Annotated in this window: 11 protein-coding genes; 5 read left to right on the top strand and 6 right to left on the bottom strand. The window is 65.2% G+C overall.

Annotation, left to right across the window (positions count from 1 at the left end; translation table 11 throughout):
* Positions 1-555: 555 nt before the first annotated feature.
* The 3 genes from gltB to RY1_RS19995 all read left to right on the top strand — a co-directional run bounded on the left by gltB (position 556) and on the right by RY1_RS19995 (position 7,709).
* The gene (gene gltB / locus RY1_RS20005) at positions 556-5,145 is read left to right on the top strand and encodes a glutamate synthase large subunit (RefSeq protein ID WP_072805781.1); all 4,590 of its coding nucleotides are present in this window, start codon (positions 556-558) and stop codon (positions 5,143-5,145) included.
* Complete coding sequence (locus RY1_RS20000) at positions 5,138-6,589, top strand: glutamate synthase subunit beta (protein ID WP_072805780.1); 1,452 nt, start codon at positions 5,138-5,140, stop codon at positions 6,587-6,589. Before gltB ends, RY1_RS20000 begins: the two co-directional genes overlap by 8 nt.
* A gap of 208 nt (positions 6,590-6,797) precedes the next feature.
* On the top strand, positions 6,798-7,709 hold the full coding sequence (locus RY1_RS19995; RefSeq protein WP_072805779.1) for a cutinase family protein: 912 nt from the start codon (positions 6,798-6,800) through the stop codon (positions 7,707-7,709).
* Here RY1_RS19995 and RY1_RS19990 read toward each other — a convergent pair.
* A complete protein-coding gene (locus tag RY1_RS19990; RefSeq protein ID WP_072805778.1) occupies positions 7,688-9,199 on the bottom strand; it encodes an MFS transporter in 1,512 nt (503 codons plus the stop codon). The two genes, RY1_RS19995 and RY1_RS19990, sit on opposite strands and share 22 nt — an antisense overlap.
* Positions 9,200-9,297: 98 nt before the next feature.
* Between RY1_RS19990 and RY1_RS19985 the strand changes: the two genes are divergently transcribed.
* Positions 9,298-9,594: a putative quinol monooxygenase gene (locus RY1_RS19985; RefSeq protein ID WP_072805837.1), complete on the top strand. Its 297-nt coding sequence runs from the start codon at positions 9,298-9,300 to the stop codon at positions 9,592-9,594.
* On the opposite strand, the gene RY1_RS19980 is transcribed toward RY1_RS19985, so the two are convergent.
* The 3 genes from RY1_RS19980 to RY1_RS19970 all read right to left on the bottom strand — a co-directional run bounded on the left by RY1_RS19980 (position 9,532) and on the right by RY1_RS19970 (position 12,669).
* Positions 9,532-11,010 (bottom strand): phage infection protein, encoded by a 1,479-nt coding sequence (locus tag RY1_RS19980; protein ID WP_072805777.1) that lies wholly within the window; start codon positions 11,008-11,010, stop codon positions 9,532-9,534. The genes RY1_RS19985 and RY1_RS19980 overlap by 63 nt on opposite strands.
* A 154-nt stretch (positions 11,011-11,164) precedes the next feature.
* Positions 11,165-11,761 (bottom strand): histidine phosphatase family protein, encoded by a 597-nt coding sequence (locus tag RY1_RS19975; RefSeq protein ID WP_072805836.1) that lies wholly within the window; start codon positions 11,759-11,761, stop codon positions 11,165-11,167.
* A 5-nt stretch (positions 11,762-11,766) separates the two neighbouring features.
* Entirely contained in the window at positions 11,767-12,669 is a 903-nt protein-coding gene (locus RY1_RS19970) for a LysR family transcriptional regulator (protein WP_072805776.1), read from the bottom strand.
* Positions 12,670-12,751: 82 nt separating this feature from the next.
* On the opposite strand from RY1_RS19970, the gene RY1_RS19965 reads away from it, so the two are divergent.
* A complete protein-coding gene (locus tag RY1_RS19965; protein ID WP_072805775.1) occupies positions 12,752-13,987 on the top strand; it encodes an MFS transporter in 1,236 nt (411 codons plus the stop codon).
* Between the two features lie 16 nt (positions 13,988-14,003).
* On the opposite strand, the gene RY1_RS19960 is transcribed toward RY1_RS19965, so the two are convergent.
* Together RY1_RS19960 and RY1_RS19955 are read right to left on the bottom strand one after the other, a co-directional pair.
* Positions 14,004-14,402: a TIGR03618 family F420-dependent PPOX class oxidoreductase gene (locus RY1_RS19960; protein WP_072805774.1), complete on the bottom strand. Its 399-nt coding sequence runs from the start codon at positions 14,400-14,402 to the stop codon at positions 14,004-14,006.
* Between the two features lie 58 nt (positions 14,403-14,460).
* A complete protein-coding gene (locus tag RY1_RS19955) occupies positions 14,461-15,465 on the bottom strand; it encodes a beta-ketoacyl-ACP synthase III (protein WP_072805773.1) in 1,005 nt (334 codons plus the stop codon).
* Positions 15,466-15,483: the final 18 nt, after the last annotated feature.

The following is a 15,483-nucleotide window of genomic DNA, read 5'->3' as shown; positions in this document are numbered from 1 at the left end:
GGGGTGGGGTTTGCCTGGTCGCGTCCCACCTTTCGCGCAAATGCGCGTGCGTTTGTGTGGTGGGGGTGGGGTTTGCCTGGTGAGGAAAGGGCGAAACACAGGTGTGTAATTCACCGAAATGGCGGTTCGGGGAGCGGATCTCGGGACGAAGAGGCTCTCGAGGGAGTAGTTTTCGTCTCCCGGGGGCATGAAAACGCATGGGATTCGAGCGCAGGGGGCCGCGATGAGCCGCGTGAAATTATGCAAAACACCAGGTCGGGAGCCTGGATAGGTATACCTTATTTGCGAGGTGGGCTAGGTACTGACTTATCGTTTGTGGTTGGACCGGCGTAACCATTGTCCGATCCGCCCGTACGGCACTTGCGTACTACCGAGAGTTCACCTGCTCGAGGTTAGTCGAAGTCGGTCCGTCCGGGGGTGCTGCTTCAACGGCGAACGGCACCGAACAGCCGTCCGCGACGGCCGGCGATCTGTGCCGTGCCGATCCGACGACAGGAAAGACCCCACACCGCCGCCGCGGTGATTTCGAAGGCTGGACTTATCCGAAGGCTAGGTATGAAGCACACTCCGGGCCCGCAAGGCCTCTACGACCCCCGCAACGAACACGATTCCTGTGGAGTCGCCTTCGTCGTGGACATGCATGGACGTCGTAGTCGGGACATCGTCGAGAAGGCCATCACCGCGCTGGTCAATCTCGAACATCGGGGCGCCGCCGGCTCCGAGCCCAACACCGGTGACGGTGCGGGCATTCTCATCCAGGTCCCGGACGCGTTCTTCCGTGCCGTCGTGGATTTCGAGCTGCCCGCCGCGGGCGCGTACGCCACCGGAATTGCATTCCTGCCGCAGGGAAAGAACGACGCTGCTCGCGCATGCGAGGGCGTTGCGAAAATCGTCGAGGACGAGGGCATGACCGTCCTCGGGTGGCGTGAGGTTCCCACCGACGACTCCTCCCTCGGGGCGCTTGCGCGCGACGCGATGCCGACGTTCCGTCAATTGTTCTTCGCCGCCCCCGACCGCTCCGTTACCGATCTGGATCTCGAGCGCCGTGCCTACGTCATCCGTAAGCGCGTCGAGCACGAGCTGGGCGAGGAAGGCGCGGGCAAAGACGGCCCGGGCCGCGAAACCGTCTACTTCCCGTCGCTGTCGCCGTCGACCTTCGTCTACAAGGGCATGCTGACGACGCCTCAGCTCAAGGGCTTCTACGTCGACCTGCAGGACGAGCGCGTCGAAAGCGCTCTGGGTCTCGTCCACTCCCGCTTCTCGACCAACACCTTCCCCTCGTGGCCGCTCGCGCACCCGTTCCGCCGCGTGGCGCACAACGGTGAGATCAACACCGCAACCGGCAACGAGAACTGGATGCGGGCCCGTGAGGCACTCATCACCTCCGATGTCTTCGGCGGCGACGAGGCACTGAAGAAGATCTTCCCCGTCGTTACACACGGCGCCAGCGACACAGCACGTTTCGACGAGGTACTCGAGCTGCTGCACCTGGGTGGACGCAGCCTGCCGCACGCCGTGCTGATGATGATTCCCGAGGCGTGGGAACGTCACGAGTCGATGGATCCGGCCCGTCGTGCCTTCTACCGTTACCACTCCTCGCTCATGGAGCCCTGGGACGGACCCGCGTCCGTGTGCTTCACCGACGGCACGGTCATCGGTGCTGTTCTCGACCGAAACGGCCTGCGTCCGAGCCGCTTGTGGGTCACCGACGACGGTCTCGTCGTCATGGCGTCCGAGGTCGGCGTTCTCGACATCGACCCGGCCAAGGTCGTCCGCAAGGTACGCCTGCAGCCCGGCCGTATGTTCCTGGTGGACACCGCGCAGGGACGTATCGTCTCCGACGACGAGATCAAGGACGAACTCGCCGCCGAGCACCCGTACCAGCAGTGGCTCGACGAAGGCCTGACCGAGATCGACGACTTGCCTGCGCGCCCGCACGTGCACATGCCGCACGATCGCGTTCTCATCCGTCAGCAGATCTTCGGCTACACCACCGAGGAACTGAACGTGCTGGTCTCGCCGATGGCGAAGAGCGGCGCCGAGGCCATCGGTTCCATGGGCACCGACACCCCGATCGCCGTGCTGTCGGCTCGTCCGCGGATGCTGTTCGATTACTTCTCGCAGCTGTTCGCGCAGGTCACCAACCCGCCGCTCGACGCGATCCGTGAAGAGATCGTCACGAGCATCGGTGGAACCATCGGACCCGAGGGCGACCTGCTCAACCCGGGTCCCGACGCGTGCAAGCAGATCGTGCTCCCGCAGCCCATCCTGCACAACGACGACCTGGCCAAGCTGGTCCACATCAACGACGACGGCAACCAGGACGAACTGCGATCGGTCGTCGTGCGGGGTCTGTACCCGGTGGCCGAGGGCGGCGAAGGTCTGCGAAAGTCGTTGGAGGCCATTCGCGCTCAGGTATCTGCGGCCATCTCCGGTGGCGCGCGCATCGTCGTGCTGTCCGACCGTGAGTCGAGCGAGAAGCTCGCGCCCATTCCGTCGCTGCTTCTCACCTCGGCGGTGCACCAGCATCTCGTCCGCGAGAAGACACGTACCAAGGTCGGCTTGATCGTCGAGTCCGGTGACGCCCGCGAGGTGCACCACATGGCGCTTCTCGTCGGATTCGGTGCGGCAGCAGTCAATCCGTACATGGCGTTCGAGTCCATCGAGGACATGATCGAGCGCGGCGCCCTGACGGGCATCGAGTTCGACAAGGCCGTCGCCAACTACATCAAGGCCGCAGGCAAGGGTGTGCTCAAGGTGATGTCCAAGATGGGCATCTCGACCATCGCGTCGTACACCGGTGCCCAGTTGTTCCAGGTCATCGGCCTCTCGCAGGGACTCGTCGACGAGTACTTCACCGGGCTGAACAGCCACCTCGGCGGCATCGATCTGGACCAGGTCGCGGCCGATGTGCAGACTCGCCACGGCATCGCGTACCTCGACAACCGGCAGGAGCGCGCGCACCGCGAGCTCGAGACCGGCGGCGAATACCAGTGGCGGCGTGAGGGTGAGTACCACCTCTTCAACCCCGACACCGTGTTCAAGCTGCAGCACTCCACGCGTACCGGTCAGTACGACGTCTTCAAGGAATACACCAAGCTGGTCGACGACCAGTCCGAGCGCCTCGCCTCGCTTCGCGGCCTGTTCCGTTTCAAGACCGAAGAGCGGCAAGCGATCTCGATCGACGAGGTCGAGCCGGCCTCGGAAATCGTCAAGCGCTTCTCGACGGGTGCGATGAGCTACGGATCCATTTCGGCCGAGGCACACGAGACCCTCGCCATCGCGATGAACCGCCTCGGTGGACGGTCCAACTCCGGTGAGGGCGGCGAGGACGTCTCGCGGTTCGAGCCGGACGAGAACGGCGATTGGCGACGCAGTGCGATCAAGCAGGTCGCGTCGGGACGCTTCGGTGTCACCTCGCACTACCTGACCAACTGCACCGACATCCAGATCAAGATGGCCCAGGGTGCCAAGCCCGGTGAGGGCGGCCAGCTTCCGGCGCACAAGGTGTACCCGTGGGTCGCCGAGGTCCGTCACTCGACACCGGGTGTCGGCCTCATCTCGCCGCCGCCGCACCACGACATCTACTCGATCGAGGATCTCGCACAGCTGATCCACGACCTGAAGAACGCCAACCCCCAGGCCCGCATCCACGTGAAGCTGGTGTCCGAGGTCGGAGTCGGCACCGTCGCGGCAGGTGTGTCGAAGGCACACGCCGACGTCGTGCTCATCTCGGGCCACGACGGCGGAACCGGCGCGACGCCGCTGACGTCGGTCAAGCACGCAGGTGGGCCGTGGGAACTCGGACTCGCCGAGACGCAGCAGACGTTGTTGCTCAACGGACTTCGCGATCGCATCGTCGTGCAGGTCGACGGCCAGCTCAAGACCGGCCGCGACGTCATGGTTGCCGCATTGCTCGGCGGTGAGGAGTTCGGTTTCGCGACTGCACCCCTGGTCGTCTCGGGCTGCATCATGATGCGCGTCTGCCACCTCGATACGTGTCCGGTGGGTGTCGCCACGCAGAACCCGTTGCTGCGCAAGCGTTTCGCGGGCAAGCCCGAGTTCGTGGAGAACTTCTTCATGTTCATCGCCGAAGAGGTTCGCGAGCTCATGGCCTCGCTCGGCTTCCGCACGCTCAACGAAGCGATCGGCCAGGTTGCACTTCTCGACACCACCGCAGCCAAGCAAGCGTGGAAGGCGTCGAAGCTCGATCTGTCGCCGATCCTCGACGAGGTCGAGTCGGCGTTCATGAACCAGAACCTCTACAACACGGGCGTTCAGGATCACGGGCTGGACAAGGCGCTCGATCAGCAGCTCATCGTGCAGAGCCGGAATGCCCTGGACAAGGGCGAGAAGGTCGTGTTCGAGTCGCGGATCACCAATGTCAATCGCACGGTCGGCACGATGCTCGGGCACGAGCTGACCAAGGCGTACGGCGGAGTCGGCTTGCCCGACGACACGATCGACATCACGTTCACCGGTTCGGCGGGTAACAGCTTCGGTGCTTTCGTGCCTTCGGGTATGACGTTGCGTCTCAACGGTGATGCCAACGACTTCGTCGGCAAGGGCCTCTCGGGTGGCCGCATCATCGTGCGGCCGTCGCTGAATGCTCCTGCGGGATTCGTGGCCGAGGACAACATCATCGGTGGCAACGTCTTCCTGTTCGGTGCGACGCAGGGTGAGGCACTCATCCGCGGCGTCGTCGGCGAGCGGTTCGCGGTGCGCAACTCGGGTGCGGTGGCCGTCGTCGAAGGCGTCGGAGATCACGGGTGCGAGTACATGACGGGCGGCAAGGTCGTCATCCTCGGTGAGACCGGACGTAACTTCGGTGCCGGTATGTCCGGCGGCGTCGCGTTCGTCTTCGATCCGCGGGGGACGTTCGAGGCGAACCTCAACACCGAGCTGGTCGACATCGAGAACATCGAGGGCGACGAATTCACCTGGCTCAAGGAGATCGTCACGCGTCACCACGACGAGACGGGATCCGAAGTCGCAGAACGCATTCTCAGCGATTGGTCACAGCAGGTGAACCATTTCGTGAAGGTCATGCCGCGCGATTACAAGAAGGTACTGCTGGCCATCTCCGAAGCCGAGAAGAACGGCGCGGACGTGGACGAAGCGATCATGGAGGCAGCTCGTGGGTGACCCACAGGGATTTCTGAAGAACACCGTTCGCGAACTGCCCAAGCGGCGGCCCGTCGACCTGCGGTTGATGGACTGGAAAGAGGTCTACGAGGACTTCTCGAAGGACACTCTGCAGACTCAGGCCAGCCGGTGCATGGACTGCGGAATTCCGTTCTGCCACAACGGCTGCCCGCTCGGGAACCTGATTCCCGAATGGAACGACCTGGTCTACAAGGATCGTTGGCGCGAGAGCATCGACCGTCTGCACGCCACCAACAACTTCCCGGAGTTCACCGGGCGGCTGTGCCCGGCGCCGTGTGAGGCGTCGTGTGTGCTCGGGATCAATCAGGATCCGGTGACGATCAAGCAGGTCGAGGTCGAGATCATCGACAAGGCCTTCGAAGAAGGCTGGGTCACCCCGGTCTACCCGACGCACCTGACCGGTAGGACAGTCGCTGTCGTCGGCTCGGGTCCTGCGGGTCTTGCTGCCGCACAGCAGCTCACGCGTGCAGGCCACACCGTCACGGTGTTCGAGCGGGCGGACCGCATCGGCGGCCTGCTGCGTTACGGCATCCCCGAGTTCAAGATGGAGAAGCGCCACATCGACCGTCGTCTGGCTCAGATGGAGGCCGAGGGCACGGTGTTCCGTACCGGCGTCAACGTCGGAGTCGACATCTCGGCGGACGAGTTGCGCGCGCAGTTCGACGCGGTCGTTCTCTCCGGTGGTGCCACCGCGTGGCGCGACCTGCCCATCGAAGGACGCGAGAACGAGGGCATCTACCAGGCCATGGAGTTCCTGCCCCACGCCAACCGCGTGCAGCAGGGCGACTTCGCCGAGCCTCCCGTCAGCGCCAAGGGCAAGAAGGTCGTCATCATCGGCGGCGGCGACACCGGGGCCGACTGTCTCGGCACCTCGCACCGTCAGGGCGCGGAAAGCGTCCACCAGTTCGAGATCATGGCTCGCCCGCCGGAAGAGCGCGCCACCTCGACGCCGTGGCCGCTGTACCCGCTGATGTACCGCGTCGCGTCTGCGCACGAAGAGGGCGGCGAGCGCGTGTTCTCGGTCAACACCGAGCGTTTCGTCGGCACCGACGGCAAGGTCACCGGACTCGAAGCGCACGAGGTCGAGTTCAAGGCAGGCAAGTTCGAGAAGGTCGAGGGCAGCGAGTTCACCCTCGAAGCAGACCTCGTGCTCCTCGCCATGGGCTTCGTCGGACCCGAGAAGCCAGGTCTGCTCACCGATCTCGGTGTCGACCTGAACGAGCGCGGCAACGTCAAGCGTACGAACGAATGGGTCACCAACGTTCCCGGCGTCTTCGTCGCCGGAGACATGGGCCGTGGTCAGTCGCTCATCGTGTGGGCCATCGCCGAGGGTCGTAGCTGTGCTGCAGCCGTCGACAGCTTCCTCCAGGGTGCAACTGCGCTGCCCGCACCGATCGTGCCCACGCAGGCGCCGCAGCGGTAATTTCTTCGCTCCCGACCCCCGCTTGAATGAACCTTCGTAGCTATCTGATCGTATGAATGGTTCATTCAAGCGGGGGTCGGTTGTGCGCTGTGATCGGGGGTCGGTTGCAATCGGTAACCTCCGTTAACCGAGTGGGCATCGATTGGACATCGACAGCTGGCAGTGTCGGCGGCAGAACTAAGTCGTCGTTACACAGTGAGGCCGCCAGATGCGTGTGAAGAAGCTCGTTGCCACGGTGGGAGCAGTTGCTGCCGTCGTCGCAGGAATGTCAGGACTGTCCACCGGGGCCGCGGCCGCCGATCCTGCCGACTGCCCGGCTCTGTACGTCGCGGCGATCCCCGGCACGTGGGAGACCAGTTCGGGGGCAGCTCCGAAGCCGGGCATGTTGACTGCCGTCACGGATCGAATTGCGAGCTCGGACATCAGAACCGACTACGTCTCGTATCCGGCCACGGCGTTCCCGTGGGAAGGCGGCGTGTACGGCGAATCGCGTGCCGTTGCGACGGCCAATGCCGGTGGGATGCTCGAGGCAATGGCGGATCGTTGCGGCGCAACGAAACTCGCAGTCATCGGCTACAGCCAGGGCGCAGACGCGGCAGGTGACCTTGCGGCGTCGATAGGGACGGGACTGGGCGTCGTACCGGCGGATCGGCTCGTCGCGGTCGGGCTGATCTCCGATCCCAAGCGGTCCGACGTCGATGCGTTGATCGGACCGGACGTGGTCGGCACCGGTGTCGGTGGTCCCCGCATCGGCGGTTTCGGATACGTCAGCCCCGTGGTGCGCACGTTCTGTGCCGTCGGCGATCTGTACTGCTCGACGCCCAAGGACGATTACGTCGCGCGGTTGGCGGGCTTCCTTGCGGTCTCCTCCGACCCGAATCCGGATGTCGTCGCGCAGGCGCAGCAGGACGCACAGGGCCTACTCGGTGACATCGCATCCGCCGGTGGACTGCCGGTCCTTCAGGGCCAGCTGACCGATCAGGCCAACGAGCAGCGTCGACGTGAGATCGAGGCCTTCTACCGGTCCGGCATCCATCAGGAATACGGCAGTTACGCCGTCGACTCCAATGGAACGAGCGCGACGAGCTGGTTGGCGAACTACCTCGTCAGCACGGTCTGACGGCGCAGCAGCACGTAGATCACCACGGCCGAGATGCCCATTCCGGCAGCGCTCCAGGTGGCGGCGAGGGTGAAACCGTCGACGAACGACGACGCGGCGAGCTCGCGGAGCGCTGCGTCGAGAGGTGCGGGCAGTAGGTCCGCGACGGCCATGCCGCCGCCGACGGTTTCGGTGGCGGGAGCGGCGATCTCGGGTGGCGTATCGGGCGGGAGGGCATCGGCGACGCTGTGTCGGTAGACGGTGGTTCCGATGGTGCCGAGGATGGCGATACCGACGGCGCCCCCGAGTTCGGCACCGGTCTCGGACAGCGCCGATGCGGCCCCGGCCTTCTCGGGTGCTGCCGCGGTGAGGACGATGTCGGAGTTGAGCGTCGATGCGGCGCCCACTCCGAGGGTCAACGACGACATTCCGACGAGCAGCAACGGGAGTCCCGAGTTCGGCTCGATGAACGCCATCACGGCGGCGCCGGCTGCGATGAGTACCAATCCGCCGGCGATGATCGCACCCGTCGGGACGAATTTGCTCAGCGTCGGTGAGAGCACTGCGCCGAGCGCGGCGGCAGCAGCCGGGATCAGGAGCCAGAGCCCGGCCGCGAGCGGTCCGAGGCCGACGATGAGCTGCAGATACTGCGAGGCGAACAGGCTGAAGCCGGTGAGCGCGAAGATGACGAGGAACTGCACCAGCACGGCTGCGGTGAAGGCGCGTTCGGTGAACAGGCTGATGTCGATGAGCGGGTCTCGTCCGCGTCGTTGACGCATCGTGAAGAAGTACCCGAGAATCAGCCCACCTGCCGCGGTGGTGATGGTCGCCGCGTCCAGACCGTCTTGCGCTCCGTGCTTGATGGCGTAGACGATTGCGAGCATTGCGGCGATCGACAACACGACACTGATCGGGTCGAAGCGTCCGGGATCAGGGTCCTTGAACTCGGGGACCAGCAGTGGCGCGCTGATGAGCAGCAACACCATGACGGGGATGTTGACGAGGAACACCGAGCCCCACCAGAAGTGTTCGAGCAGAAACCCCCCGATCACCGGACCGATGGCGCCGCCGCCGGCGAACCCGGCGGTCCACAACCCGATTGCTTCCTTGCGCTGGCCCGGATCGTGGAACATGTTGCGAATGAGCGAGAGTGTGCTCGGGGCGATGGTGGCCCCGCCGACGCCGAGGAGCGCGCGGGCGACCAACAGCATCTCGGGTGTCGTGGAGAAGGCGGCGATGAGCGAGGCGGCGCCGAAGACGACCGCGCCGATCATCAACAACCGCCGTCGGCCTATTCGGTCACCGACCGAACCCATCGTGATCAGCAGCCCCGCCAGCAGAAATCCGTAGAGATCGAGGATCCACAGGGTCTGATTGCTACTGGGATCCAGATCTGCGGCCACGGCGGGCAGCGCCAGGTACAGCACGGATATGTCCATGGACACCAGCAGAATCGGAATCACCAGGACACTCAGTCCCAGCCAATCCTTCCGCGTCGCTTTCTCGTGCACGGTTCCCCTTTGCTCGACTGACCGATGAGGATGCGCTCATGACGGTACCGTCGGAGATCTCGGTTGCCGCACGGCAACCACTGGGAAGGGGTCAACACGTGCTCAGTGATCTGAAGGTCGTCGCAACGATCACCGCGAAGCCCGACTCGGTGGAGGCAGTGCGCGCCGGACTGGCCGCTCTCGCTGCGGAGTCGCTCCACGAGAGCGGCAACGTCTCGTACGAGCTGTTCGAGTCCGGCTCGGAACCGGGCACTTTCGTCACGATCGAGGTGTGGCGCTCCGAGGACGATCTGGACGCGCACATGAAGTCACCGCACCTGCAGAAGGCGTTGTCAGAATTCGGTGCCCATCTCGCTGCTCCGCCGTCCATCCACCCGCTTCGCGTCGTTCGCTGACGCCGCTGCGAACCTGTGGACGAGGCCGGACACGAGTAGGAGAGCGGCGGTCAGCGCCACGGCCAACCACCCGGTCGACGTCATGGCGCCGTAGCCGATCTCACGGGCGCCGACGGCGGTGTAGCTCATCGGCATGAAGGCCGAGAGCTGATTCCATATCGCGGCACTGCTCGCGTACGTGGCCCCGCAGACGACGACCTGGACCAGGAGCAATCCGACGTTGACGGCTTGCCCGACGGTAGGGCCGAGTAGGCGTTGGATCGCGCCTGCCGCGGCGAGGTAGGCCGCGGCGGAGACGACCAGGAAGAGCCCGGCACCGATCAGCGCGCCGATGGCGGCTTCGGGAGCCGTGAATGCGAAAGCCAGTGCAGCGCAGACTCCGACGGCCAGAATTGCGACGGTAGCCGCGATCCAACGCAGCCGCGAGTCCCGGCTCAGCACGCGTACGAGGCTGACCGCTCCGATGGCTCCCACCGCGACGAGAGCGGCGATCAGGTACGGCGCGACCGGCGTGTTCGAACTCGCTGCCGGCGCGATCTCGCTGGCGCTGTCCTGCGCTGCGAGCGACTTCGCCGACGGTAGCCCTGCCGTTGCTTCCTGCACGTTGGTCGCGATGCCGTCGACGATTCCTGGTACCGGTCCGACGGCTGTGACCAGCTGCTCGGTTCCGGCTCGAAGTTGTGCGCCACCGTCGTCGAGCTGGCCGAGTCCGTCTCGGAGCTGCACCGTCGCATCACCGAGTTGAGCTGTGGCCGTGAGGAATTGGCTTGCCGGGTCGTTGAGCTCGCCGGACAGTTGACGGGCACCGCCCTTGAGTTCGGCGAGCATCCCCAGCGTCTGCGGCCCGATTCCCTGCGTGTTCAGTGTGTCGACGACGCCTCGGATCTGGGCTGCGGCCTCCTGCGATCCGGGCGTCGGGAAAGCGCCAACCTGACTCGCTGCCTGCTCGAGCTGCGCGGTGAAAGCGCCTTGCTGCTCACCGAACCCGGTCAGCTGGTCGACGACCTGATCCACCCCGCCGCTGATCTGGGATGCGCCGTCGCCGAGTTGGCCGATGCCGTCCCGGTACTGCACGAATCCGTCGGCGAGCTGAACGGTGCCGTCGTGAGCCTGGGTGATGCCGTCGGCGAGTTGCAGGACGCCGTCGTTGAGTTGGTTTCCGCCGTCGGTCAGCTGGGTCAGGCCGCCGGAGAGGAAGCTGATGGGCAATCCGGCTGCCTGCAGACTCTGCCTGGACGCCGCGAGCGGGTCGCCGGTCTTCGCCGCCGGTGCCTCGGCTACGGGAGCCGGGTCGGCCGCGTCGGACGGGCTCAGGTCGTATCCTGCGCCGAGCGTGAACGCACCCGCTGCGACCAGCGGAAACGCGATGGCGAGCAGAGCAACGGACGGTCGTCGAAGGATTCGAAATTTACCCATAGTGGTCCTGAGGCTAACTGCCTCACGGTGACGCTCGAACCACCGTCACCGTCCTCGAGGGCCGAATCCGAGGTCTGACCAGGCACTCTAAGAGGTCTATGAGGATCTGCTCCCACGGTGGGCGGACGCCGGGCTTGGGAGCGCCCGCGCCGGACTACCGGTTGCGCGGAAGCAGATCCCACACGTGCTGGGTTTCGTTGACGGACGAGACCGATCGATGTCCGTTGCGCGAGTAGAGGACTCGGGTTATCGAGCAGTAGTCGATCGGGAATCCCAGTACCTTCGGGGTGCCGAGGATGTCCTGCAGCGCGATGTTGATGACGCCGCCGTGTGCGAAGAGGACAACGGTGTCCGTGTGGTCGACGCCGTCGACGGCGGCACGGATGCCGTCGAGCACCCGCGACCGGAACGCCTGCTCGTCCACCTGTTCGGGTAGGTGGCCTGCCTTGATGCGCTCGAACGTCTCACGGAACTCTTCGCGCGCGACCTCGATGGGGATGTACCCGGAGAAGTCACGGTCGTATTCGGTGAGGCGATCGTCGGTGTGCAAGGTCAGGCCCAGTGCGGCCGCCAGTGTCGTTCCGGTCTGCACGGCCCGCAATTGCGTGCTCGCGACGGCACGGGTGACGGCGAATCGAGACAGCGCTGCCGGAATTCGCTCGGCCTGCTCGTGGCCCAGTTCGGCCAGCGGCGGATCGGCGGAATCATCGGAGCGTTTCGGGAGCGCGTGGCGAACCAGGATCAACTGCACGTGTGTCACCTAACCACGAGTGCACGGCCGCTGCGGACCACCATCGTCCGAAACGCCTGGACGGAACTCGCGGGCGGTCTCTTGGACCACACCATGCCGATGCGTCGTCGGGCAGCGGGATCGGAGATGCGGACCTCGACCGTCTCGGGTCCGTGGCCGCGCAATCTGGGCAGAATGCTGACGCCGAGACCTGCTCCGACGAGACCGCGAAGCGTGTGGATGTCCTGGCCCTCGAACGCGATGTCCGGAGTGATCCCGGCGTCGTCCCACAGCTCGTCGCAGATCGACCGCATTCCGAATCCATGACCCATCGCGATGTAGCTTTCGTCGGCGGTGTCGGTGAGGTCGATCGAGCGGGCAGTCGCGAGACGATGGCCGGCCGGGACCACCAAAACCAGACGCTCGTCGTACAGCTGGAACGAATTGGCGTCGGTGTGTTCGGGGCTCAGGGCGACGAAGGCGAGATCGGCGAGGCCGTCGTCGAGACGGTCGAGGCACCGCGCGCGGGCTCCTTGGTCGAGTTCGAAGGTGACGGCGGGGTGTTCGCCGCGGAACTGCTTGATCAGCGCGGGGACGATGTCCTCGCCGAGCGTGTTCTGGAAGCTGACGGAGATGCGGCCGCGCGCTCTGGCGTCGTGCTCGCTCATCGCGTCGAGTCCGGCTTCGAGATCGACGACGACGCGGTGCAGATACGGAATCAGGATGCGGCCCGCGGCGGTGAGTGTGATGCCGCGCCCCCGTCGTTCCACGATCTCGATGCCCAGGATCTTCGACGCCCTGGCGATCTGCCTGCTGACGGTGGGTTGCGGGATTCCGAGGACGTGGGCGGCTTCGGTGATGTGCTCGGTATCGGCGACCGCGAGGAGGGTCGGAATGAGCGGCAGCAGGTCCTCGGCCTCGTCACGCATGACGCGATCATATCTCTGACGTATGAATCAGCACCCGCTCATGCATTGGACGTATGTACTTCGCAGTCCTACCGTCGTGAGAATGAGTTCGACGACGGCCGATGCCGCCCTGGAATGGGAGGGCCACCCCCGCGGATCCAGCGAGTACAAGCGGCTGGTCGCTGCGCTCCTGTTCGCAGGAATCGCGACGTTCGCACAGCTGTACTCGGTGCAGGGCATTCTGCCGCTCATCGCGTCGAGCCTGGAGATCACGCCGTCGCAATCCTCGCTGGCCGTCGGGTTGGCAACCGTCGGCGTCGCGGTGTCGGTGCTGGCGTGGTCGGTCGTGGCCGACCGCATCGGACGCGTCAAGGCGATGAGCGTGTCGATCATTGCCGCGACGGTGTTGGGCCTGATCGTTCCGCTGTCTGCTTCGCTCCCGATGTTGCTGACCCTTCGGTTCTTCGAGGGTGCAGCGCTGGGAGGATTACCTGCTATCGCGATCGCGTATCTCAGCGAGGAAGTGCACCGAAAGCACACCGCGCTCGCCGCCGCGACCTACGTCTCCGGCACCACGCTCGGAGGCCTGCTCGGACGCATCGTCGCCGGTCCGGTCGGTGAGTACACCAACTGGCGGATCGGCACCATGACCGTCTCGATCATCGCCGCCGTCGCGGCAGGGCTGTTTCTGTATCTCGCGCCGAAACCTCGACGCTTCGTGCGAACCGACTCCGATGGGCCGTCGCTGGGGACCAGGCTGTGGGCGAACCTCCGCGAACCAGGGATGCTTGCGCTCTACGCGCAGGGATTTCTGTTGATGGGCGGATTTGTCGCCATCTACAACTTCCTCGGCTTCCGGCTCGAGGGGGCTCAATTCGGCCTGCCGCAATCGCTGATCAGTCTCATCTTCGTCGCCTACCTCAGCGGGACGGTGTCCTCTCGCGTCGCAGGGCAGCTCGCGGTGCGACGCGGCCGCGGACCGGTTCTCGCAGGCGCGACGGCCGTCATGATCGCAGGGGTCGCACTGACGATCAGCAGCAATCTGATCGTGATTCTGCTCGGACTCGTCGTACTGACCGTCGGGTTTTTCGCGGCCCACGCCATCGCGTCGGGGTGGACCGGCCAGCGGGCTGTGGTCGGGCGAGCTCAGGCGACGTCGCTGTACAACCTCTTCTACTACGGCGGATCGTCGATCGTCGGCTGGTGCGGGGGTCTGATGTTCCAGCAGTTCGGATGGACCGCCATGGCCTTGTTCGTCATGGGACTGGCCGTGCTGGCCGCGGTGATCATGCTGGTCACACCGCGGCAGCACGCGCATCGGTCGGAGGTACGGATCTGAAACGGCCGGCCGTGACCTATCCGAGGGTGCCCCAGCCGACATAGGCGTCGACCTCGAGGTGGCCGGTGACACGGGCCTTGTCGCGCGCCGGGTACGGGTTACCGGTGTAGTGCGTGGAGATGCGGTCGATGTCGACGAGCTCGGGATCGTCCTGCAACGTGATGGTTCCGTGCACCGTCACGTGGGTGTACCAGCTGGACTCGTCGAGCACGGAGATCGAGACCTTGGGATTGGCCTTGATGTGCTCGAGGCGCTTGCGGTCCGCCTGGAAGTTCAGGACGATCTTGCCGTCCTCCCACAGGTACCAGGTGGGTGCGGTGATGGGAGTTCCGTCGGCTCGAACGACGGCCATGACGGCGGGATTCGGCTTCTTCAGCAGTTCGACGGCATCTGCGGGCAACGGTGGCTTCGGCATGCCGTCAACCCTACGGGCCGGGACCGACGCGCATACGGCTTCGGTCCCGGCCCATGGCTCACAGCTTCGGGAGCCTGACGACCTGACCTGCGTAGGAGAGTCCGGCACCGAACGCGAGGAGCAATGCGGTATCGCCTGGCTTGGCCTTGCCGGTACGTAGGAGCTCTTCCATGGCCAGCGGGATCGACGCGGCCGAGGTGTTGCCCGTCTCGGCGATGTCGTTGGCGACCGGAGTCTCCTCGTTCAGGTTCAGGCTCTTGGCCAGCAGTTCGGTGATCCGACTGTTGGCTTGGTGCGGGACGAAGGCGTGCAGCTCGTCGGCCTTGATGCCGGCGACGTCGAGCACCTTCTGCGCGGCCTTGCCCATCTCGAAGGCAGCCCAACGGAAAACGGAGATGCCGTTCATCCTGATCCAGGGACGCTCGGCGCCCTCGGTCTTGATGTAGTCGTACCAGTCGATGGTCTGGTAGATGGCGTCCGCCTGCGAGCCGTCGGAGCCCCAGACCGCGGGTCCGATCTCGGTTTCGTCGCTCTGACCCACCACCACGGCACCTGCGCCGTCCGCGAAGATGAAGCGCGTCGTCCGGTCGTACGGGTCGGTGGTCTCGCTGAGCTGTTCGGCGCCGATGACGAGCACGTACTTCGCCGTTCCGGCCTTGACGAGATCGGATGCGACGGTCAGTGCGTAGCAGAATCCGGCGCAGCCTGCGCCGATGTCGAACGCGGCGGGTCCGTTGGTGCCGAGAGCGTGCGCAACCTTGGCGGCGGCCTGCGGGGTCTGCTCGAGGTGCGTCGACGTCGCGACGATGACGGTGTCGATCTGATCGGCGGCGACGCCGCTGGCCTCGAGGGCTTTCTTGCCCGCCTCGATGGACATGTAGACGACGTTCTGCCTCGGCTCGGTGAAGCGTCGGTTCTTGATCCCCGACCGCGTCTGAATCCACTCGTCACTCGAGTCGATGAACTCGCAGATCTCGTCGTTGGTCACCACCCGCTCGGGCCGGTGGACGCCGAGGCCCAATAGCTTCGACTGTCGTCCCTGCGTTGTGCTGATCGCACCCATCTTCGTTTCCTCTCGTGG

It is taken from the genome of Rhodococcus yunnanensis NBRC 103083, assembly GCF_001895005.1.
In the GTDB taxonomy this organism is placed as follows: Bacteria; Actinomycetota; Actinomycetes; order Mycobacteriales; family Mycobacteriaceae; genus Rhodococcoides; species Rhodococcoides yunnanense.
This window is presented reverse-complemented; position numbering and strand designations above follow the sequence as displayed.